At 49.2% G+C, this 23,255-nt stretch carries 18 protein-coding genes and 1 other annotated feature; of the genes, 17 read left to right on the top strand and 1 reads right to left on the bottom strand.

All coding sequences use genetic code 11. From position 1 onward, the window contains the following. Positions 1 to 60 precede the first annotated feature (60 nt). Positions 61 to 268: a binding site (T-box leader), on the top strand. A 74-nt stretch (positions 269 to 342) separates the two neighbouring features. From leuS to holA, 4 genes are all read left to right on the top strand, one after another. Beyond that, positions 343 to 2,829: a leucine--tRNA ligase gene (leuS, locus tag BMW43_RS01170; RefSeq protein ID WP_091743555.1), complete on the top strand. Its 2,487-nt coding sequence runs from the start codon at positions 343 to 345 to the stop codon at positions 2,827 to 2,829. A 201-nt stretch (positions 2,830 to 3,030) separates the two neighbouring features. Further along, positions 3,031 to 3,642 carry a helix-hairpin-helix domain-containing protein gene (locus tag BMW43_RS01165; protein WP_091743554.1) on the top strand — a complete coding sequence of 204 codons (612 nt, stop codon included), beginning with the start codon at positions 3,031 to 3,033 and terminating at the stop codon, positions 3,640 to 3,642. 13 nt (positions 3,643 to 3,655) lie between these two features. After that, a complete protein-coding gene (locus tag BMW43_RS01160; RefSeq protein ID WP_177173421.1) occupies positions 3,656 to 6,055 on the top strand; it encodes a DNA internalization-related competence protein ComEC/Rec2 in 2,400 nt (799 codons plus the stop codon). Between the two features lie 16 nt (positions 6,056 to 6,071). Continuing rightward, positions 6,072 to 7,148 (top strand): DNA polymerase III subunit delta, encoded by a 1,077-nt coding sequence (holA, locus tag BMW43_RS01155; RefSeq protein WP_091743552.1) that lies wholly within the window; start codon positions 6,072 to 6,074, stop codon positions 7,146 to 7,148. A 150-nt stretch (positions 7,149 to 7,298) separates the two neighbouring features. On the opposite strand, the gene rpsT is transcribed toward holA, so the two are convergent. Continuing rightward, positions 7,299 to 7,565 (bottom strand): 30S ribosomal protein S20, encoded by a 267-nt coding sequence (rpsT, locus tag BMW43_RS01150; protein ID WP_091743551.1) that lies wholly within the window; start codon positions 7,563 to 7,565, stop codon positions 7,299 to 7,301. Positions 7,566 to 7,723: 158 nt separating this feature from the next. On the opposite strand from rpsT, the gene gpr reads away from it, so the two are divergent. The 13 genes from gpr (at position 7,724) to mtaB (ending at position 23,226) form a co-directional block, all read left to right on the top strand. Further along, the gene (gene gpr, locus BMW43_RS01145; RefSeq protein WP_091743550.1) at positions 7,724 to 8,695 is read left to right on the top strand and encodes a GPR endopeptidase; all 972 of its coding nucleotides are present in this window, start codon (positions 7,724 to 7,726) and stop codon (positions 8,693 to 8,695) included. A gap of 322 nt (positions 8,696 to 9,017) precedes the next feature. After that, positions 9,018 to 10,088 carry a stage II sporulation protein P gene (gene spoIIP, locus BMW43_RS01140; protein WP_245732171.1) on the top strand — a complete coding sequence of 357 codons (1,071 nt, stop codon included), beginning with the start codon at positions 9,018 to 9,020 and terminating at the stop codon, positions 10,086 to 10,088. A gap of 27 nt (positions 10,089 to 10,115) precedes the next feature. Next, positions 10,116 to 10,559: a hypothetical protein gene (locus tag BMW43_RS01135; protein WP_091743549.1), complete on the top strand. Its 444-nt coding sequence runs from the start codon at positions 10,116 to 10,118 to the stop codon at positions 10,557 to 10,559. A 68-nt stretch (positions 10,560 to 10,627) separates the two neighbouring features. After that, complete coding sequence (gene lepA / locus BMW43_RS01130) at positions 10,628 to 12,424, top strand: translation elongation factor 4 (protein ID WP_091743548.1); 1,797 nt, start codon at positions 10,628 to 10,630, stop codon at positions 12,422 to 12,424. A 5-nt stretch (positions 12,425 to 12,429) separates the two neighbouring features. Continuing rightward, positions 12,430 to 13,584, top strand: coding sequence for a radical SAM family heme chaperone HemW (gene hemW / locus BMW43_RS01125; protein WP_091743547.1), 1,155 nt, complete (start codon positions 12,430 to 12,432; stop codon positions 13,582 to 13,584). A gap of 256 nt (positions 13,585 to 13,840) precedes the next feature. Then, positions 13,841 to 14,869, top strand: coding sequence for a heat-inducible transcriptional repressor HrcA (gene hrcA, locus BMW43_RS01120; protein WP_091743546.1), 1,029 nt, complete (start codon positions 13,841 to 13,843; stop codon positions 14,867 to 14,869). Positions 14,870 to 14,941: 72 nt separating this feature from the next. After that, on the top strand, positions 14,942 to 16,510 hold the full coding sequence (locus BMW43_RS01115; RefSeq protein WP_091743545.1) for a TCP-1/cpn60 chaperonin family protein: 1,569 nt from the start codon (positions 14,942 to 14,944) through the stop codon (positions 16,508 to 16,510). Positions 16,511 to 16,543: 33 nt separating this feature from the next. Next, positions 16,544 to 17,125, top strand: a complete 582-nt coding sequence (gene grpE / locus BMW43_RS01110) for a nucleotide exchange factor GrpE (RefSeq protein WP_091743544.1) — start codon at positions 16,544 to 16,546, stop codon at positions 17,123 to 17,125. A gap of 35 nt (positions 17,126 to 17,160) precedes the next feature. Further along, positions 17,161 to 19,005, top strand: a complete 1,845-nt coding sequence (gene dnaK / locus BMW43_RS01105) for a molecular chaperone DnaK (RefSeq protein WP_091743543.1) — start codon at positions 17,161 to 17,163, stop codon at positions 19,003 to 19,005. Between the two features lie 36 nt (positions 19,006 to 19,041). Further along, positions 19,042 to 20,178: a molecular chaperone DnaJ gene (dnaJ, locus tag BMW43_RS01100; RefSeq protein ID WP_091743542.1), complete on the top strand. Its 1,137-nt coding sequence runs from the start codon at positions 19,042 to 19,044 to the stop codon at positions 20,176 to 20,178. Positions 20,179 to 20,252: 74 nt separating this feature from the next. Beyond that, the gene (gene prmA, locus BMW43_RS01095; protein WP_091743541.1) at positions 20,253 to 21,191 is read left to right on the top strand and encodes a 50S ribosomal protein L11 methyltransferase; all 939 of its coding nucleotides are present in this window, start codon (positions 20,253 to 20,255) and stop codon (positions 21,189 to 21,191) included. A gap of 1 nt (position 21,192) precedes the next feature. Continuing rightward, positions 21,193 to 21,930: a 16S rRNA (uracil(1498)-N(3))-methyltransferase gene (locus tag BMW43_RS01090; RefSeq protein WP_091743540.1), complete on the top strand. Its 738-nt coding sequence runs from the start codon at positions 21,193 to 21,195 to the stop codon at positions 21,928 to 21,930. Next, entirely contained in the window at positions 21,931 to 23,226 is a 1,296-nt protein-coding gene (mtaB, locus tag BMW43_RS01085; RefSeq protein WP_091743539.1) for a tRNA (N(6)-L-threonylcarbamoyladenosine(37)-C(2))-methylthiotransferase MtaB, read from the top strand. It abuts the gene before it with no gap. Positions 23,227 to 23,255 lie beyond the last annotated feature (29 nt).

Below are 23,255 nucleotides of genomic sequence, written 5' to 3'. Positions count from 1 at the left end.
ATGACTAAATACAAGTTCTAAAATTTGACTTTATATAAGAACTACTATATAATGTAATCTGATAATCCGTGGATGCAGAGTAGTAGGTGAGATGACCGGTACAGAAAGTTGGCGGACGATGCAAGCCAAACCGGGAAGGCGCCGAACTCGCTGCAGAGGAGCAGCCGTGAAATGTAATGGCTGACGCAGGATCGGCGTTAGCGATCTAGGAGAGGACGGCAATTCGCCGTCAATCAGGGTGGTATCGCGGGAATGTCTCGTCCCTGGCTTTTATAGCCAGGGACGTTTTTGGTTCTTGGGCACCGAAAGGATTGTTTTATACATTAGGGAGGTTATTAAGTAATGGACGAAAAATATCTTCCGTCTGAAATCGAAGCAAAGTGGCAAAAAGAATGGCTGGCAACGAATGCATTCAGTACGGAAATCAACCGTCAGCGGCCGGAATATTATGTTTTGGAAATGTTTCCGTATCCTTCGGGAAATTTACATATGGGACATGTGCGCAATTACTCTATTGGCGATGTGGTGGCCCGGTTTAAAGTGATGCAAGGCTATAATGTGCTCCATCCCATGGGATGGGATGCCTTTGGCATGCCGGCGGAAAATGCGGCGATCAAGCATGGCGTACAGCCTTCCAAGTGGACTTGGAACAATATTGCCAACATGCGGCGCCAACAGCAGGAACTGGGGCTTTCCTATGACTGGAACCGTGAGGTGGCCACCTGCCACCCGGAATATTATCGCTGGACCCAGTGGCTATTCCTGTTGTTTTACAAGCGTGGCCTGGCGTATAAGAAAAAGGCAACGGTTAACTGGTGTAACGACTGCAATACCGTATTGGCTAACGAACAGGTCATTGACGGACATTGCTGGCGTTGCGATGCCGTTGTGGTCAAGAAAGAGCTGGAACAGTGGTTCCTTAAGATAACCGATTACGCCGAACGGCTGCTGGAGGATTTGAAGGATCTTAAAGGCTGGCCGGAGCGGGTCAAAACGATGCAGGATAACTGGATCGGCCGCAGCGAAGGGGCTGAATTCAGTTTCCCTGTCCCTGAATATGAGGAGAAAATTGCCGTCTATACAACCCGGCAGGATACGGTTTTCGGTGTATCCTATCTGGTGTTGGCGGCGGAACATCCCCTGGTAGATAAATTTATCACCGGCAAACCGAATGAAACAGCTATTCGTGACTTTATCAAACGGGTGCGCAATCTAAGTGAAATCAGCCGTACTTCCAGTGAGATGGAAAAAGAAGGGATGTTTACCGGTGTTTATGCCGTTAATCCGTTCAATGGCGCTCAAGTGCCGATCTGGATTGCCAATTATGTATTGGTCGAATATGGTACCGGTGCGGTCATGGGAGTACCAGCCCATGATGAACGGGATTGGCAGTTTGCTACCAAATATAATTTGGCAAAACAGCTGGTTATCCAGCCGCAGGGCCAGGAGTTAACTATTGAAACTATGACAGGTGCTTACGACGGTACCGGTACTATGGTTAATTCCGGACAGTTTACCGGGCTGGATAATGAGCAGGGCAAGACGGAAATCGCCAAATGGCTGGAAGTGCATGGCCTAGGGAAAAAACGGGTGAACTACCGTTTGCGTGACTGGCTGATTTCCCGGCAAAGATATTGGGGAGCGCCGATTCCGATTATTTATTGCCCGCAGTGCGGCACCGTGCCGGTGCCGGAGAAGGATTTGCCTGTCATGCTGCCTGACGAGGTCCGGTTTGATACAGGATCGGTGTCGCCGCTGGCTACCACTGAGTCCTTTGTACATTGTTCCTGCCCGGTATGTGGCGGTGAGGCCAGACGTGAAACCGATACGATGGATACCTTTATTTGTTCTTCCTGGTATTATATGCGTTATACCGATCCGCGCAATACTATGACGCCTTTTGACCCGTCGAAGGTGAATTACTGGATGCCTGTTGATCAGTATATCGGCGGCATTGAACATGCCATTTTGCACTTACTTTACTCGCGCTTCTTTACCAAAGTACTGAAAGATGCCGGACTTACCAACTTCGATGAACCGTTTAAAAATTTACTGACCCAGGGTATGGTTATCAAAGACGGTGCCAAGATGTCTAAATCCAAAGGCAATGTGGTTTCGCCGGAGGAAATTATCAGCAAGTACGGCGCCGATACGGCCCGCCTGTTCATCTTGTTTGCGGCTCCGCCGGAACGCGATCTGGAGTGGAGCGAGCAGGGGGTGGAAGGAGCCTATCGCTTCCTCGGCCGGTTCTGGCGCATTATCCATTACTATCATTCCTTCCTTACCGCAGAGGTAGCAGAAGTGGCTGCTGCGTCCTTGTCCAAGGAAGAGCAGCATGTAAGACGGATTTTGCATTTAACCATTAAAAAGGTAACGGAGGATGTGGGTGAACGTTTCACTTTCAATACTGCTATCAGTGCCATAATGGAACTGGTCAATGCCATGTATGTATTGAAAGATCAGAATGTTGCCGTCCAGCCGGCTTTTGCCCGGGAACTGGTCGCCGCCCTGGTTCGTTTGCTGGCTCCTTTCGCGCCGCACATTACGGAAGAATTATGGCATGCCATTGCGGGCAGCGAGGCCGGCAGCGTTCACAAGGAAAGCTGGCCTGCCTTTGATCCGGAAGCGGTTAAGCTGGATGAAGTGGAAATTGTTTTACAGGTTAACGGGAAAGTAAGAGATAAAATTGTCGTTCCCGTAGGTCTTGACAATAAAGCATTGCAGGATAAAGCCATGGAACAGCAGAAAGTTCAGGAATTGATTGCAGGCAAGCAAGTTGTAAAAGTAATATGCGTACCGCAAAAGCTGGTCAATATTGTAGTGAAATAAATGGAGACTCGTTTCCAGAAGGGATTTTTCCCAACAGGGAAGCTTAGTCGGTATTATTCAGGGGCTTAGCCATCGGATAAAAAAGTACAGCCGTTCTACCTGCTGGTAGGACGGCTGCTTTTTTTGGTGCATTTGGAGGATTTTGGATATATTTGGCGAATTCGGTGAACCAGATATTCTTTTGCGGAGGGGAACGGATGGATGTTCACCAGAGAACGGATTATCGTAATTATGCTTGTTGCCGCCATTTTGTTAACAGCCAGTTTCTACAGTTTCTGGCAAAAGCAGGCGGTTAGCGAGCGGATTTCCGTCCAGTCGGAGGAACAGCGGAAAAGCGCCGATGCGGTAAATCCGACCAAGGTCAATACGGCTAAAACGGCGGAGGACTGTGTTGTTTACATCAGCGGTGCGGTTAATCGGCCGGGGGTATTCCACATACCGGTTAACAGCCGGGTGGTGGATGTGGTGCAGGTGGCTGGTGGATTGACGTCAGCCGCTGATCAGATCAAAATTAACCTGGCGGAAAAAATCAGGGACGGAATGCATATCCATGTGCCGGATAAAAACAGTGCGGCAGTGGCCGGTGGTGGCGGAACGGTAACCCATAGCAGCGATGGGCAGGAAAAAGTAAATATTAACAGCGCCGGCAAGGAAGAACTGGATAAACTTCCCGGAATTGGTCCCGCCATGGCGGAGCGGATTGTGGAGTACCGGGAAACTGCGGGAATGTTTAAGGACATTGCCGACTTAAAGAATGTCCCGGGTATCGGTGAAGCCAAATTTAACCGGCTGGCCGATAAAATAACCATTTAATTGGTGTATGCCGATGTCTGTGATAGTAAGCAATCTTCTAGTGGTGGTGGCCGCGGCCTTTGCAGTCGGTATTTGGTGGGCCGGTTTATGCGCGGTTTATTTGCCGCTGCTTTATTGCCTGGGGCTGATTGCGGCGGGAGCTGTGTTTTGTTTTGCCCGGCGGCGCGATGAGGCGGGCTGGTTGGTTTTTGCTCTGGTGGCGCTCTTTTTTTTCGCCGGTGCTATCCGCTATCTGCAGGCAGTCAGTATTCCCTCCAGTGATGTCAGCCTGTTTGCCGGTCAGGATGTAATTCTTAGCGGTCAGGTTGTTGAAAAGCAGGAGCTTACGGCGAACGGGGAAGAAACTAAGTTCAGATATATAGTGGAAGCCTGGGGACTGACAAAACCGGATAACGAAAAAAAAAGTGCGATACCGGTAACCGGCAAGGTCAGTCTGAGCGTCTCAGCGAACAAAGTACCCGCGGCGATTGACTGTGGTGACAGAATTAGTGCTGCGGGGACGATTGTCGAGCTTCATGGGTATAATAATCCCGGCGCGATCAACACCGTGGCCGCCTTGCAACGGGAGGGGATCAGGGCGCGGTTGCTGCCGGCCGGTCCCTTAAGACTTATTGAGTTGTCCGGAGGGGGCATTTCCTGGCAAGCCTGGCGGGATAACTGGCGCCGTCAGGTTGTTGTTGCTATGGAAAAGGTTATGCCTGCGCCGGAGGCGGCTATTCTGTCCGGTATGATCTTCGGTGGCTATCGGGGAATCAGCCGGGAGGTTATCACCGATTTTCAGACAACCGGACTGATTCATATTCTATCGGTGTCAGGAACTCATGTCGCGTTGGTTGGTGTGGCGATGCTCTGGCTGGGAAGACGGTTTAAACTCCGACCGGGTTTAATCGCCGTCATAACGGCCATCGCGGTTACCGGGTATGCTGTTATCGCCGGGTTGACTGCGCCGGTGCTGCGTTCACTGATTATGGGACTGACCGGCCTGGCGGCTGTCGTCTGGCAACGGGAAAAAGATGTAGCCGCCGCTTTTGGACTGTCCCTGCTGCTTATGCTGGCCTTGCAGCCGGAACTGATCTATGATATCAGTTTTCAGCTTTCTTTTGCTTGCACAGCCGGGCTTATTTTGTTTTATGCCAAGACAGTGCATTTGCTGCAACGTTTGCCGAAACGGCTAGCACAGGTTGTTGCCGCGACTTTTGCCGTTCAATTGGCAGCGCTGCCCTTGACGGCCTGGTATTTCAGCAATTACTCCCTTAGTTCCTTTACCGCTAATTTTATTGTTGTGCCAATGGTGGAGGGGATTGTTATAGCGGGGCTAGTTGGTGTGTTGCTTGTGAGCTGGGCTCCGGCGCTTGCCGGACTCGTGTTTGCAGGCTGCAGCCTTTGCCTGGGTGCGGTGCTTCAGGCTACAGCCTGGCTGGCGGCACTTCCCGCCGCTAGCATCTATTTTCCTCCCCTGGATGGGGCTGTTTGTGTCGTCTACTATCTGCTTTTATTTTGGCTATATGGTTACTTTCCCCAACCGGTTATGTTACCATTAGAGATATGGCGGCGATGGCCGGGCCGGGTTCAGGTCTTCAGCATTGTGGCAGCACTGGTTTGGGCTGCTTGTCTGGTTTACCCCAGACCGGTGATTATTCATTTTATTGATGTTGGTCAAGGCGATGCTGCTGTGATTACGACACCTCATGGCCGGGCGGTGATGGTGGATACGGGCGGGTCCATGGGCAGTACTTCTTTCGACCTGGGCGAGCAGGTTGTTTATCCTTACCTGAGACATTACGGGATAACGGAACTGGACTATCTTTTTTTGACTCACGGACATCAGGATCATGCCGGCGGAGCGGCTGCCATATTGAATCATATTCCGGTCAAGTGTGTATTAATGGCCCGGGAGGCGGAGTATACACAGGCAGAAAAGGCTGTGTTATATCATAGAAACAGGCAAGCAGTGATCCCGCAATATCAAGGGCAACAGATTGAACTGGACGGAGTGACCTTTACGGTAGTGTATGCTCCGGCGGGCAGCCGGAGCGCCAGTGAGGGGAATGAAACGTCCACGGTCATACGGGTGGCGTTCGGTGACCAGAGCATACTGTTTACCGGTGATTTGGAAGCTCCCGGCGAAGCGGAAATACTGGCTGAGAAACTGCCGATTAAAAGTAATTTGCTGAAAGTGGGGCATCATGGCTCACGCACGTCATCTACGGCTGCCTTTTTGCAGGCTGTGGCGCCGCAGGTTGCCGTAATATCCGTCGGTTATCACAATTCTTTCGGCCATCCCCATGCGGAAACGCTGGCACGGCTGGCTGCCGGCAAGACCAGGGTATATCGTACCGACCGGTCCGGTGCCGTACGGGTTGTTACTGATGGACAAACGATGACGGTTAATCCCTACCTTTATGATGAATAAGGAGTCGAGGACAACTATGAACTATAGCCAACTGGAAGAGCGGATCAGACAGGGGGAGGTAAGCCCTGTATATCTGTTATACGGTGAGGAGCATTATATTATCCAGCAACTGGAGCATGCCATTATTGATCAATTGCTGACGCCTGATGAACGGGACTGCAATTTGACCGTGCTGGATGGCGATCCTAAACCCGAGGAGTTAATTGGTCTCTTGGAAACAGTACCGTTCCTGGGCGGAAAGCAGGTTATTGTCATCCATAATACGGCTTTTTTCCGGGCGGCAAAACAGGACAATGCTGAGGTGGACGAATCTGGGAAAAGCGATAAGAGCAGTGGGCGATTGCTGAAGGTGCTCGCCGATATGCCGGACTATACTTGTCTTGTCTTAACGACAATTGAGAAAGTGGATAAGCGAAGGAAGCTGTTTAAACAGATTGAAAAATGCGGAATTGCTTTTGAAGCTATTTCCTTTAAATCCTGGGATACCAAAAATATTTCCCAGTGGGTACAGGCGCAGCTTGGCAAAAGACAAAAAAAAATAGCTGCCAATGCGATGGAAGCCGTGTTAGCTATGGTGGGGAGTATGCCCCGGATTTCTTTGGTTTTTTTGGAAGCGGAGCTGGAAAAGCTATCGCTTTACACCGGCAACCGAACGATAATTACATTGCAGGATTTGGAAGCGGTGCTGGCGTCCGTTCCGGAACTGTCAGTTTTTGCCCTGCTGGAGGCAATCGGGCAAAAGCAGGTTGCCAAGGCCCTGCCATTACTGGGCAGACAACTAGCTTCCGGTGAGCATCCGGCTAAGTTGATTGGCCTGCTGGCCCGGGAGATACGTTTGCTCTGGCGAATCAAGGAAATGGTTGCAACCGGTTTGCCGGCCCGTGAAATAGGAACCCGGACCGGACTAGTCAACTATATTTGTGAGAAAAAGATAAAACAAAGCCAGCAGTTCGGCATCGCGCAATTACGCCAGGCGCTGTTATCACTCGCCCAGGCCGACACTGATTTTAAATCAAGTCAAGCCAATGAGGCTGTTCTGGAAGAAATCGTCATTCGTCTATGTCATAATACTACTATCCCATCAAAACCATGACATCTTTGCGGCCTTTTTTGCCTACCGCTGTACTGCCGTCCTTGGAGTGAACCAAAAATTCTCGAAGATCTTATCACATTTTCAAGAAAATAGTATAAAAAGAAAAACAAAAAAACCCTGTCCATCTTGAATGGATAGGGTTTTTATAACTTATTGAGCCATAGCGTTGACTTTGCGGGCTAAGCGGGATTTTTTACGGGCTGCTGCATTTTTATGGATAACGCCTTTAGAAACAGCTTTATCAATAGTGCTGCTAGCATTGGTCAGGAAGGCTTTCGCCTCATCCGCTTTGCCGGTATGTACAGCTTCAGCTACTTTGCGGAAAGCGCTTTTTACAGTGGATTTAGCTGCAAAGTTTTTTGCGCGTCTTTCGGCATCAGTTTTTACACTACGTTCAGATGATTTAATATTTGGCAAGTGTTTCACCTCCTTTGACCATTTTACCTCCAATATTTTAGCATGAATTATCAGTAAAAGCAAGTGAGAATTCTGCGGTATAGGAAAATATGTTCCAGATCATAATAGGGGTAATTGTTGTTGGTTGAGAGAAAACAAAGCTTAGGAGTGATTGATAGATGGAATACGGACACCGGAATTTGCGGACTGATTTGGCTTTGGAAGCGCAGGAAATGCTGACGCAAGAAGTGGAAGAGAAAATTCCCGGTTTGACGGTGAAAACAGCCAATGACGAGGATGTGGTCATCACCCGTGTGACAATCAGTACGCCGCAGGCGGCTCAGATGATGGGCAAGGTTGAAGGCGAATATGTTACGGTGGAAGCGCAGGGATTGCGTTATAAAAACACATTGTTACAGGAAAAGGTTATGCAAATGCTGGCTAAAGAACTTGCTGCGTTGCTGCCGTTGTCGCAAAACGCCACAGTGCTGGTGGTTGGTTTGGGAAACTGGCAAATTACACCGGATGCCCTGGGCCCACGGGCGGTAGAAAAGATTGTTGTCACGCGGCATTTGCAGGATATGCTATCACCTGAGCTGAAAGGCGGCGTCCGTTCCGTCTGTGCGATTGCGCCGGGCGTATTGGGGGTTACCGGCATGGAAACGGCGGAAATTGTTCACGGCATCGTTAGCCGGATCAAACCGGATGCGGTTATTGCGATTGATGCGCTGGCCGCTGCTGCCAGCCACCGGGTGGTTACCACGGTGCAGCTTTCCAATACGGGTATTCATCCCGGTTCAGGCGTAGGTAATAAGCGGTTTGGCTTAACCCAAGAGTCCCTGCAGGTGCCGGTTATCGCCATTGGTGTGCCGACCGTTGTTCATGCCTCCACCATAGCCATGGATACCATTAATGCCATGCAGGAACAGGCGGCCTTTGCCAGATATTTAAAGAGTATGGAGCGGCTTTCCGAGGCCGACCGTCACACCATCGTAAAGCAGGTATTGCCTAATTCCCTGGGCGACCTTATGGTTACGCCGAAGGAAGTGGACCGTCAGATTGCCGATATCTCTGCGGTAGTGGCCGGAGGAATTAATCAGGCCATGCATCCAAATATTGATTACGCCAATATTCACCGTTACTTGCATTAACTGCCATTATTAAGAATCGGTTGATGTAATAAACCTGTCGCTTTGGTGAGAGATTTTTTCATCTGGCAAGAAAATAAGAATGCAGGAATAGTTGGGTTGCTCAAGGATTTGCTGACGCAGCCAGGTGAAAAAGAGATTCGTAAGGACGCGCATTGTGAATTAAATTTAGTGGTTTCTTAAGTCATATTGAATAGCTGCCGGACATATATATAGGACGTGCTGATAGTTAAGGCTATACGGCACTCTTGTAATGATTGATGACAACCATAGAAAAACCAGGTAACTTCCAGGTGATCCCTACCTAAGTTGCCGGTAGGAGGCAATGATGTTATCAAGGCGGCAGCGGCATCGTACGACGAATAAGCGGCAAATGAAGAAGTCCTATTTTTGGGTCGGCGCAGTTATTTTGCTATTGTGTACGTTGGCAGTAGTACAGGCTTTCAGCCAGGATACGGCTGTGCCTGTAGCAGTAAACAAATTCTACCCTATCGAGCAGGAGACATTTACCGCCTGGCCGCAATGGCAGGAGATCTTGTTTTACGGTGTGCCGGGACTGGAATTGGCGGCAAAGCAACAGAACGGAACAAGTCAGTTTACCCCGGCTAGCCTATTATCCAACTTTTTCATGATGTTAACGTCTGTTGATTTACGCGATATGCGCTCGGTGATCAATTCGGAAATACCTGTCGTGGCAAGCATCAAAAGTTCAAAACCGATGACTGGCGGGGAGCGAGTGGCGCTCTTTTCCAAGGCCGCAGGGAAGACAGAACTGGATAAAAGCAAGCCTTTAGTGGGTATCTATCATACTCACACGGCGGAGTCTTATATCCCCACCTCGGGGGTGGACCATAAGCCGGGCGGACAGACCGGCGATATCATCCAGGTAGGACAGGCATTAGTCAAGCAAATGGAAAAATACAATATTGCCGCCGTCCAAAGCACCACTATTCATGATTATCCCAGTTTTATGAAAGCCTATGGACCTTCGGAAATTACGGCAAAAAAAATGCTGGAGGATAATCCGTCCATACAAATGATTTTTGATATACACCGGGACGCGCAAAAACGGGAATACACAACAGCCATGATCAACGGACAGCCGGCTGCCCGGATTATGATCCTGGTGGCGCAGGGGCAACCGGGTCTGGAGCAGCCCCATTGGCAGGAAAATCACGCTTTTGCCAAACTGATTGATGCTAAGCTGAACCAGCATTACCCCGGATTATCGCGGGGGATCCAGTTAGTCGAGTGGCGCTATAATCAGCATCTCCATCCTCACGCCTTGTTGTTGGAGGTTGGCTGTCAGGAGAACAGTGTGGAAGAGGCTGCACGCAGTATGGAAATGCTGGGTGATGTGCTGGCCGAGATTATTGCGGAAAATAAATTTCAGTAAAATGAGCAATTAGCTTGAGGTGATAACTTGAACGATACTCGTCTGGCGGAAACAACAGTTGTTTTGCGAGGACTGCTGGTATTGGTGCTGTTGATCGTTGCTGGTGTCAATGCGGCGGAGCTGCAGATGAATGGGCTCACCCGGCGCCATGAAACCGTGCAGGCGTTTAATGTCAGGCAGCAGGACCAGGGTTATTACGCTTTTTATTTATTTGGCTCTTCGTATCTGGTTCAATCCGATTACCCGCTGGCCGTGCTCAGCAACACCGATACAGAGATCGTTGTTACGGCCGGGACACGACAATGGGAAATTCCCATCCGTTTATGTATCGATGCGGCACCGGAGTTTGCCCTGCTTGATTTATGGTCCAGGCAGTTTAGCGAGGAAGCGGTGCGCACCAAGGTTCAATTGCACGCATATGTACAGGCGGCAAGCCAGACCTTATTTGAGCTGATCAGGAAGCAAAGGTAACACTTGCGGTATGAAGGCGGCAGATGATATAATTTTAAAAGTATTTACATCAGAGGAGAGGCGCCTTCATGAATTCAGCTAATATTAGAAATTTCTCGATAATTGCCCATATTGATCATGGAAAGTCAACTTTGGCTGACCGGATTTTAGAATATACCGGTGCGCTTTCTGCCCGTGAAATGGAAGACCAGGTATTAGACCAAATGGAACTGGAACGGGAACGGGGCATCACTATTAAAGCGCAGGCGGTGAGGCTGTCGTATACGGCCAAAAATGGTGAAACCTATATGCTCAACTTGATCGACACCCCGGGGCATGTCGATTTTACTTATGAAGTATCCCGCAGCCTGGCTGCCTGCGAGGGAGCGTTGCTTGTAATTGACGCGGCGCAGGGGATTGAGGCTCAGACGTTGGCTAACGTCTATCTGGCCTTGGACCACAATCTGGAAATTGTTCCTGTTATTAATAAGATTGACTTGCCCAGCGCCGAACCGGAACGGGTCAAACAGGAAGTGGAGGATGTAATTGGTCTGGATGCTTCGGAGGCTGTACTGGCAAGTGCCAAAACCGGTATTGGCATTGAAGAAGTGCTGGAGGCGATCGTGGCGAAGATCCCTGCCCCGAAGGGCGATAGGGAAGCCCCTTTGAGCGCGCTTATTTTTGACTCTCATTTTGATCCGTATAAGGGAGTCATCGCCTATGTCCGGGTGATGGATGGTACGGTTAAGCCGGGCATGAAGATCAAAATGATGGCGACGGACAAAAGCTTTGAAGTCACCGAAGTGGGAATTTTCCGGCCCTTTCTTGCCAATGTGGATGTGCTGGAACCCGGACAGGTGGGCTTTGTTGCCGCCAGTATTAAAAATGTTAAGGATGCCCGGGTCGGGGATACGGTTACAGAGGCGGAGCGTCCGGTAAAGTCACCCCTGCCAGGCTATCGGAAAATCACACCCATGGTATATTGCGGCTTATATCCGGTGGACAGTGCCGATTACGACAATTTACGGGATGCGTTGGAAAAACTTCAGCTAAATGATGCGGCGCTGGTATTTGAGCCGGAAACCTCCATTGCCTTGGGCTTTGGTTTTCGTTGCGGTTTCTTAGGTCTCTTGCATATGGATGTGATTCAGGAACGGTTGGAACGGGAATATAATTTGACCTTAATCACTACAGCACCCAGCGTTATTTTCCGAGTGACCAAAACGGACGGTGAAGTTTATGAAATAGACAATCCGTCGCATTTGCCCACCCCCCAGGAGATTGATCATATTGACGAGCCTTATGTTAAGGCAACAGTGATTGTTCCCAATGATCACGTGGGTGCGGTCATGGAGCTTTCACAGGAAAAACGCGGCGAGTTTAAAGATATGAAATATTTGGACGTTGCCCGTGTGATGCTGACTTATCATTTGCCGCTCAGCGAAATTATTTATGATTATTTTGACCGCTTGAAATCTTCTACCAGAGGCTATGCTTCGCTGGATTACGAACTGATCGGCTATCAGACCTCCCAGTTGGTCAAACTGGATATCCTGTTGAACGGTGAGCCGGTGGACGCCCTGTCGATCATCGTGCACCGGGACAAGGCGGCTTACCGCGGCAGACAACTGGCGGAAAAGTTAAAAGAAATCATTCCGAAGCAAATGTTTGAAATCCCGATTCAAGCGGCTATCGGCAACAAAGTGATTGCCCGGGAAACCGTCCGGGCCATGCGAAAAGATGTGCTGGCGAAATGCTATGGCGGGGATATTTCGCGTAAACGAAAACTGCTGGAAAAGCAAAAGGAAGGCAAAAAACGCATGAAACAGGTAGGCAGTGTGGAAGTTCCCCAGGAAGCCTTTATGGCAATTCTTAAGATGGACTAGCGCCGATGAAACTGGGCATTTACGTTCATATACCTTTCTGCCGCCAGAAATGTTTGTATTGTGATTTTCCGTCCTTTACCACTGATAGTCAGCTATATTCCACTTATATTACCGCTTTGTGCCGGGAAGCCACTGGCCGGAGCGGTATTTTCTCCCATGCCGTGGTTGATACCGTTTTTATCGGCGGCGGCACGCCAACCCTGTTGTCGCAGGACCTGCTAAACCAGATTCTTAGCTGCTTAAGGGAAAACTATCGACTGAGCGACGAAGTGGAAATTACGATAGAAGCCAATCCGGGGACGGTGGACAGGGCTAAGCTGCAGACCTTGCAGGCACAGGGTGTCAACCGGATCAGTTTTGGCGTACAGACTTTTGCGGAGCGCTTATTGCCTCAAATCGGCAGGATTCATTCAGCGGCAGAGGCAGCTCGGGCCGTAGAACTGGCACAGGCTGCGGGATTTGACAATATCAATGTTGATCTGATGTACGGCTTGCCGGAACAGACAGTGCAGGATTTACAGGAAAGCATCGACCGTGCTATCGGTATGGGCGTCCGGCATCTTTCGGTATATGGGTTGAAAATCGAAGAGGGGACGCCCTTTGCTTCGCTACATGAGCAGGGGCGGCTCGCTTTGCCCGAGGAAGAGATCGAAGAGGCCATGTATGAGCTGGCTGTGCATTATTTACCGGCTCGAGGCTTTAGACGGTATGAAATATCCAATTATGCCCCGGCGGGCTGGGAATGCCGTCACAATTTAAAATACTGGCATTACCAGCCTTATCTGGGATTAGGCCTGGCGGCCCATTCTTTTTTTGACGGTCAGAGGCTGGCGAATACCGTTGACCTGCAGCGATATATCGACTTCTTTTCCGGTACTGGTGGAGAAAAGCAGGAATTTCCTGTAGCGGTTGTGGAAAAACTGGATAGAGAGACGGCCATGGCTGAATTTGCCTTTTTAGCGCTGCGAACCAGTAACGGCGTACATATCCTTGAGTTTAATACTTGCTTTGCGGCAGATTTCTTTAGTCAATATAATAAGGTTATCACTGCGCTCCGCCGGCAGGAACTGATCGAGGTAACAGAAAAAAACGTACGCCTGACAGAACTGGGGATGAAGTACGGAAATGTGGTTTTTGGCGCTTTTTTACCGGATACTTAGTAGGGGCTTGTTTGTAAATTATCCGAAACGCTCTGACGGTGTTTTTGTGCCGTACTTCGTTACCATGTTTTGAAGTAGGGGCCACTATTCCTGTAACATGTTGTCTTATTTGGCGCAAAAATCACGCACCTAAGATCATTTCGTTAATTTACAAACAAACCCCAGTTGCTATCTTGACAGTTGGCGTAAGGAGTGGTATTTTTTTAATAGATATTAGCACTCTATGAGACTGAGTGCTAACAATGGGGGTGGAGTTATGTTAGATGAGCGTAAACGTAAAATTTTGCAGGCAATCATTGATGATTATATTTCCACCGCTGAACCTATTGGCTCACGAACAATTGCTCGCAAATATGGCTTGGGAATAAGTCCGGCCACTATCCGGAATGAAATGGCCGATCTTGAGCTATTAGGCTACATTGAACAGCCCCATACCTCAGCAGGGCGAATCCCATCGGCTAAGGGATACCGCTTTTATGTAGATTGTTTAATTGAACCGCAGACCATATCGGAACGTGAGATTAGTTTGATTGATAACTGGTATCATGCTAAGGTGCAGCGTATTGAAGAAGTATTTCAGGAAACGGCGAAGATTCTTTCCCGGATGACCCGAAATATTTCCATGGTATTGGCGCCGCAGCTTTCGCAATATGTCTTTAAATATATTCAGTTTCTGCCGCTGGACGAACGTCGCGTGATTTTGGTGGTAGTAACCGATACCGGCTTTGTGGAAAACAAGATTATGAATACGCCGCCGGGAACCTCATTAAAGGATTTGCAAAGAATTGCCGAAGGCATTAACAGTCGTCTGGCAGGATTGCCTTTTGACCGGATTCAGACTTCACTGCTGACTCAAATCAAACAGGAGCTTTTGCCGAGCGAAGAATTTTTGGATACGGCTTTGCTTATGATCAAACAAGCACTCTTTGCCGAGAAAAATGAAAAGGTGTATCTGGGTGGCACTACGCAAATGCTGAATCAGCCGGAGTTTCGTAACCTTGACAAAATCAAAGGTCTGTTGACCATGCTGGAAGAAGAGCGTTTGCTCTGCGATATCTTGCAAAAGAAAGAAGACGACGGTGTTATCATTACTATTGGTCAGGAAAATAAGTATACCGGAATGCAGGATTGCAGTGTTGTGCAGGCCACTTATCGCCTGGACGGTCAGATTGTCGGTACCGTGGCTGTCTTAGGACCGACACGGATGGAATATCGAAAGATTATCAGCATTCTTGATTTTATGCACAGCCATTTAGGTGAAATATTGAAGAAATACAAGGTGTAATTTGTATGATACTGGTCTGTCGTAGACCAGTATGATGGCGGCTGTTCCGCCATATACATAGGAGGACGAACGATGAATGTAAAGCAGGCCGGGAGTGGTTCAGACGTTGATGAACGGTTGACCGCCCTGGTAACTAACTCCAACGCCGTCCGGGCTGTTACGGCGGCTGTCGAGGGAACCATAGGTCCCAAGGGGCTGGATACCATGCTGGTGGACCGGGCAGGCGGTGTGATCATTACCAATGACGGTGTCACCATTTTGGATAAAATGGATGTTAATCATCCGGCGGCTAAAATGCTGATTAATATTGCCAAGGCTCAGCAGGAAGAAGTGGGCGATGGAACGACAACGGCTACGCTGATTGCCGGCGCTTTGGTGGCCGAAGGAGTAAATCAGGTCCTGCGGGGTGTGCCTGTAGCCCGGATTATTGAGGGAATCCGATTTGGCGTCCAATATGCGGTTGAACAATTGGCGCAGCGAAGCTTACCGATAGAAAAACTGGAACAGCCGATTTTGCATAATATTGCCATGGTTGCCGGCCGCGAATACGAAGATATTGCGCGACTGGTAGTTCAGGCGGCCCGTTTAATCGGTTCGCCCAAGCTACAGGATAAACATTTTAGACTGTCGGAAATTATTACGGCAAAGGTTGGAGCCGACAATGAAGTGTTTATGGGGGTTGTCATTGACAAAGAACGGATGAATAAAGAAATGCCGCAAGCCATGGACAATGCGAGAATCCTGATTATTGATGATGCCCTTGAACCGGAAAATATCGGTGACGAGGCTTTGGGGACCGAGGCGGGATTTAGGCGGTACCTTGATTTGCAGAATGAATTTCGTGCCAATATATTAAAAATTGTCGAGCAAAATATTAATGTAGTTCTAGTTGATCGTGGTGTTCACGCCGATGCTGAAGAAATACTGACCGACGCAGGGGTTTTGGTGGTGCAGCGGATTGCGGCAAAAGAACTGCGTCGGGCGGCCGATCATACCGGAGCTAAAATGATTAAGCGGACCGGTTTGAAAAAAGAAGCGGGTGAGCTTGTTAAATATATTGGATATGCCGAGAAGGTTTATGAAGATGAAAAACTGGAGCAGCTACGCGTTGTTGGCGGCCAGGGGAAACCGATGGCAACAATTTTGGTCGGCGCATCAACCCAGGAGGTTGCGGGAGAAAGGGAGCGAATTGCCAAGGATGCGGCCTCCAGTGTGCAGGCGGCAATAATCGGTGGGTATGTTCCCGGCGGTGGTGCGATTGAAGTGGCTGTAGCCCGCGCTGTGGAACAGGCGCGTACCCGGGTCAAGGGGATGGCTGTTTATGGTGTGGATTGTGTAGTAAATGCACTGAAGCACCCACTGGCCCAAATTGTGGAGAATGCCGGCTATAATCCACTGGAAAAGGTGGAGGAAGTAGTGGCCGCGCAGGCCGGAACCAGCCAGAACTGCCTGGCTGTTGATTGTGAAACAGGCCTGATTGCCGATATGCTGTCATTAGGTGTTGTAGACCCCGTGCCCGTAAAGATTCATGCCGTTAAGGCGGCCGGTGAAGTGGCTATAGCTATTTTGCGGATTGATACCATTATCAAGAAGCGGGAGGATAACGCCGCCTCTAAAGATCAGGGACCATCCGATTTTTGAGTAGGCTACTATATAGGTGAGGTGAAATCATACATGTCGGAAAATAAGGAAGCCAATAGCTGCGAGCAGGAACTGGTTTTGGATGCAGAAGAAAAGGAAGCTGCCGTTGACGGTGCTGAAGCTGCCGGGGCTGGCGCAGCCAGTGAAACGGAAGTGGAGCGCCTTTTGGCTCTGGTGGAAGAAAAGAATCAATTGGTCAATGAACAAATCGATCGTTTTAAACGTTTGCAGGCGGATTTTGAAAATTTTAAGCGCCGAACCCGTCAGGAGAAAGAGGAATTATCCAATATTGTTGCCCAGAATATACTGGTAGAGATTCTACCGGTCATCGATAACTTCGAGCGGGCCCTGCAAAGTGCTGCCGCGCAGGATGCGGCAAGCGTACTGGCTGGTGTTCAAATGATTTACCGTCAGTTTGCCGGTGTAATGGATAAAGTTGGATTGACTGCTATTGAGGCGGTTGGCAAGCCATTCGACCCGCAGCAGCATGAAGCAGTTATGCGGGTAGAAGATCCGGAGCAGCCGGACGGGACAATTGCCGAGGAATTGCAAAAAGGTTACAGCGTCCGGGGCAAAGTGATTCGTCCCAGCATGGTAAAAGTGGTAAGCAATTAAAAATTTTTACATACAAAACTTAGGAGGTATTTGCAATGGGAAAAGTTATTGGAATAGACCTTGGTACTACAAACTCAGTGGTTGCCGTGATGGAAGGCGGCGAACCGGTGGTTATCGCTAATGCGGAAGGCAGCCGGATTACTCCCTCGGTTGTCGGCTTTTCGAAAACCGGAGAGCGTTTGGTCGGTCAGTTGGCAAAACGTCAGGCCGTATCCAACCCTGATCGCACGATTAGCTCCATTAAACGCCACATGGGAACGGCGCATAAAGTCCGTATTGACGATAAAGATTATACTCCCCAGGAAATCTCGGCCATGGTGCTGCAAAAACTTAAAGGGGATGCCGAGGCGTATCTGGGAGAAACGGTAACGCAGGCTGTTATTACCGTGCCGGCTTATTTTAGCGACAGCCAGCGCCAGGCTACGAAAGATGCCGGAACCATTGCCGGTTTGGAAGTGCTCCGGATTATCAACGAACCGACGGCGGCGGCATTAGCTTATGGGCTAGACAAAGGCGAAGATCACACGATTTTGGTATTCGACTTGGGCGGCGGTACTTTTGACGTGTCCATACTCGAATTAGGCGACGGTGTGTTTGAGGTAAAGGCTACTAACGGTAATAACCGTTTAGGCGGCGATGACTTTGATGAACGAATCATGAACTGGCTGGTTAGTGAATTCAAGAAAGAATCCGGTGTGGATTTATCGCAGGACCGGATGGCTGCCCAGCGGCTCAGAGAAGCTGCAGAAAAAGCAAAAATTGAACTTTCCGGCGTGTTGACGACCAATATCAATCTGCCGTTTATTACAGCGGACCAAACCGGCCCTAAACATCTGGACATCAATTTAACTAGAGCTAAATTTGATGAATTAACTGCCGATCTGGTGGAAGCTACCATGGGACCAACCCGTCAGGCTATGTCTGATGCCGGTTTGCAGCCGAGCGATATTAATAAGGTCATTTTGGTAGGCGGCTCCAGCCGTATCCCGGCTGTGCAGGAAGCGATCAAACGCTTTTTGGGCAAAGAACCACACCGTGGTGTAAACCCTGACGAGTGTGTGGCTGTTGGCGCCGCTATCCAGGCCGGTGTCTTAGTCGGTGATGTAAAAGACGTCCTGCTCCTCGATGTTACGCCGCTGTCTTTGGGCATTGAGACGCTAGGCGGTGTGTTTACTAAAATTATTGACCGCAATACTACTATTCCGACCAGAAAAAGTCAGGTCTTCTCTACGGCAGCCGACAATCAGCCTTCTGTAGACATTCATGTGCTACAGGGTGAGCGGGAAATGGCCGCATACAATAAAACACTGGGCCGTTTTGAACTCTCAGATATTCCGCCGGCACCGCGTGGGGTGCCTCGCATTGAAGTTGCTTTTGATATTGACGCCAACGGTATTGTCCATGTTTCGGCGAAAGATATGGGAACCGGTAAGGAACAGAAAATCACGATCACTGCTTCCGGCGGTATGAGCAAGGACGATATTGAACGCATGGTCAACGAGGCTGAAGCGCATGCGGCAGAAGACAAAAAGCGCAAAGAAGAAGTGGAAGTGCGCAATAATGCTGATTCCTTAGTATATCAAGCCGAAAAAACGATTAAGGATATGGGCGATAAAGCTGATAAGGCTTTGGTTGAAAAAGTGCAAAAAGCAGCCGACAAATTAAAAGAAACGCTGAAAGGTACTGATATTGAACAAATTAAAGCTGACACGGAAGAGTTGACCAAACCGTTGTATGAGATGACATCAGCTGCCTACAGCCAGGCCGATGCAGCTGAGGCTGGCACTCAAGCTCCGGGAGCCGGTGCGGCAGGTGGTGCCGGACAGGATGAAAAGATTGTGGATGCCGAATACAAAGTAGTGGACGAAGATAAAAAATAATTACTTTTTGAGTAAATTAGTGTAGGATGGTGTGCCGTGAGTAAACAAGACTATTATGAATTGCTGGGTGTGCCTAGAACGGCATCGGATGACGAAATAAAAAAGGCTTTTCGTAAACTGGCCCGCAAATACCATCCTGACGTCAATCGTGATAATCCACAAGAAGCGGAAGCTAAATTTAAAGAAATTAATGAAGCTTATGAAGTGTTATCTGACCCCCAACGCAAAGCGCAGTATGACCAGTTTGGTCATGCTGCGTTTGATGGCGCCCGGGGAGGGAATGCTGGCGGGGATTTCGGGTTTGGCGGCAGTGGTGGCTTCTCAGATATTTTTGATATGTTTTTTGGCGGCCAGTCTGGGTTTGGCGGACGCCAGCCCGGTCCGGAAAAAGGTGCCGACCTGCGGTATGATTTAGAAATATCCTTTGAAGAAGCAGCGTTTGGCGTGGAGCGAGAAGTACAGATTCCGCGGACTGAGGATTGTGATACCTGTAAGGGTTCCGGGGCGGCGCCAGGAACACAGGCGGAAGTTTGCCCGCAGTGTAAAGGAACCGGGCAAGTTCAGGTGATGCAGAACACGCCCTTTGGTCGGATGGTCAATGTGCGGACCTGTGACCGTTGCAACGGTGAGGGTAGAATCGTTCAGACGCCTTGCCGGGATTGCCATGGCCGTGGTAAAGTGCGCAACAAACGAAAGATTAAAATCAAAGTTCCGTCCGGCGTAGACAACGGCTCCCGGCTGCGGATCGCCCGCGAGGGTGAAGCCGGTGTTCGCAAGGGACCGCCGGGTGATTTATATGTGTATATTTTCGTAAAACCGCATAAATTGTTTGCCCGTGAAGGCAGTGAGGTAATTTGTGAAGTGCCGATCAGCTTTGTGCAAGCTTCACTGGGTGATGAAATTGATGTGCCTACCCTGGACGGCAAGGTAAAACTGCGTATTCCTGAAGGAACTCAGTCGGGAACGATATTCCGTCTAAAGGAAAAGGGGATTCCCCACTTGCGTGGCAATGGCCGTGGCGATCAGCATGTCCGGGTTAAAGTTCTGACCCCGCAGAAGCTGAATGAGCGCCAGCGTACTTTATTGCAGGAGTTTGCCAAGTTGGGCGGCGAGAATATAAACCCGGAGCAGAAAAACTTTTTTAAAAAAGTAAAAGATGTGTTTGGCGTATGAAGGCAGTCTGTTAAAGTGCACACTGTATTTTACACGGTACTAACAGCATACGGACATAAGGAGCGATTGATTGTATGAAGTGGGCTGAAATCAGTATCCAGACGACACATGAGGCTACCGAGGCGGTAGCTAATATTTTTCATGATTTAGGAGCCAGCGGGGTTGTCATTGAAGACCCTGAGCTGGTTAATGCTTACCGGCGCGCGGGAGCCTGGGATTATTGCGATATTCCCGAGGAAACTGATGTGGAAACCGTTACTGTGAAAGCCTACTTGCCGATGAATGAAGAATTGGACGATAAGCTGGCCTCATTTGAACAGCGGGTTAATGAACTGGTAAACCATAACCTTGATAAGGGCAAAGGTGCCATTGCCTGCAAAGAAGTTCAGGAAGAGGACTGGGAGTCTTCCTGGAAAGAATATTTTCATCCCACGCGGATCAGCCCGCAGATTATTATCAAGCCCTCCTGGGAAGAATACGTGGCTATCCCCAATGATATTGTCATTGAACTTGATCCGGGCATGGCTTTTGGCACAGGAACGCACCACACTACGATGATGTGCGCCCAATGCCTGGAGGAAGTGGTGCGTGAGGGTTCGGTGGTCTTTGATGTAGGGACCGGTTCAGGAATCTTAGCGGTAGCGGCTGCTAAGCTGGGCGCCAAAAGTGTTAAAGCTGTGGACCTTGATCCGGTTGCCGTACGAGTAGCTCAGGAAAATGTAACAATCAATCAGGTCGAGCACCTGATATCTGTTGCACGCGGCGACTTGTTAACCGGGGTCGAAGGTCAGGCAGATGTCATTGTAGCAAACATTATTGCCGATATCATTATTCATTTATTAAAAGACATCCCGGCTAAGCTTAAGAAGGATGGCTGCTTTATTGCCAGCGGGATTATTGTCGAGCGATTGAGTGATGTAACGGCGGCAGCTATTGAACAGAACTTTATTGTGGAAAAGGTTGTCGAAAATGGCGGCTGGGTTGCCATGGTGATGAGAAAGAGGGGCGTCTAACATGCGCCGCTTTTTTCTTAAGGGGCAACTAGGGCCGACGGTAACCATTACCGGACCGGATGCCTATCATATAAACCGTGTTTTGCGTATGAAACCGGGTGAACGGGTTACGCTAATTGCTGAGGATGGACAGGCCGCGATTGCGGTGATTCAACAGGTGGAGGAAAACTGCATTCAGCTTTGTCCGGAAGAAATGATCAAGGAAGAAAGAGAATCGCCGGTGAAGGTCTCGCTGGCGCAATGCCTGCCGAAAAGCGATAAGATGGATTATATTGTGCAAAAAGCAGTGGAGCTTGGTGTGGACAGCATTATTCCGGTTATTTCGCAGAATATCGTTGTTCGCTATGATGCCAAGAAAAAAGCGGAACGGGTCAGTAGATGGCAGAAAATTGCCGGCGAGGCGGCAAAACAATCGGGGCGGCTGCAGGTTCCCGTTGTAGCGGCTGTGCAGGATTTAGCCAAACTGTTTCAGCATATCGATAAAGAGAGCAAAGTCCTTCTGTTATATGAAGGACAGGTTGACAGCACATTAAAGCAGGTTTTACGCAATGGAGACAGCCGGCATTATACAATCATTGTCGGACCGGAGGGCGGCTTTAGTCCCGATGAGGTTCAATTATGCCGGAGTATGGGCGCTTTGGTTGTTACACTGGGACCGCGCATTTTACGTACGGAAACGGCACCGGTTGCCGCCATTTCGATTGTTATGTATGAATGTGGCGACATGGGGGGTGAGTAGGTGCCGTTGGTTGCATTTACTACGTTAGGCTGCAAAGTGAATCAGTATGAAACAGAGCTTATGGAAAGTCTGTTTAAGCTGGAAGGCTATGACGTTGTTGACTTCCATGATTTTTCCGATGTATATGTCATCAATACCTGTTCTGTCACTCATCTGGGAGAAAAAAAGTCCAGGCAGCTAATTCGTAAGGCAATGAAAAATAATCCGGCAGCCATTATTGCTGTAACAGGCTGCTATGCACAGGTTTCACCGGAACAGGTAGAGGCTATAGAAGGTGTGGATGTCATTATCGGCACCAAGGATCGGCGGCGTGTGGTAGAACTGGTCAGCGAGGCCGCACAATCTAAGAAACGGATTAATATTGTCGGTAATGTCATGACGTCGACAGAATTCGAAGATGTGCCACTGTTGCAAGCTCCCGGACGGACACGGGCGTTTTTAAAAATACAGGATGGTTGCACTAATTTTTGTACTTATTGCATTATTCCCTACGCCAGAGGCGCTCTGAAATCAAGGCCGCTCGCCAGCATCCGGCAGGAGGCTGAACGGTTGATTCAGGCCGGTTTCAAGGAAATTGTATTAACAGGCATTCACTTGGGGGCCTATGGCCGTGATAATAACCATAGTTTGGTTGATGCTGTCAAAACGATTCTTGATTTGGACGGACTTGTCCGCTTGCGGTTAGGATCGCTGGAATCCATCGAAGTAGAGGATGAGTTGATTGCGATTATGAAGCAGGATGAACGGCTCTGCCATCATTTGCATCTGCCGCTCCAGTCGGGAAGCGATACCATTTTGCGGGCAATGAACCGCCATTATCGAGCGGCAGAGTATCGCGCGCTCCTTGCCAATATTCGTGAAGCAATACCGGATGTTGCTATTTCAACGGATATCATTGTCGGTTTCCCGGGTGAGACGGACGCTTTATTTGCCGAAACGCTGGATTTTGCCGGCAGCATGGGATTTGCCAGAGTTCATACTTTTCCCTACTCCAAGCGACAGGGGACACCAGCCGCGAATTATCCTGACCAGGTCGGCGAAGATATAAAAAAACAGCGTGTTCAGGCCCTCCAGGAGTTAGCGGCGGCTCAGGCTGCTCACTTTAATAAGCAGTATATCGGGCAGGAGGTAAGAGTACTGTTTGAAAATAAAAAGACAGATATCGCGGAAGGCTTGACGGATCATTATGTTCGCGTATATGCCAAAGGATCGCAGGAAGTAAGGGGAAAGATCAGCCAAGTCCGAATCGAAGCAGCCTATCGTGATGGCCTGTGGGGTGTTATTGTACAGAATTAGCTATGGTGTTTTATTTTTTTGCAGGATAT

Source organism: Propionispora vibrioides (genome assembly GCF_900110485.1).
Lineage (GTDB): Bacteria > Bacillota > Negativicutes > Propionisporales > Propionisporaceae > Propionispora > Propionispora vibrioides.
The sequence above is the reverse complement of the archived record's forward strand: the minus strand, read 5'-3'. Positions and strand labels throughout refer to the sequence as shown.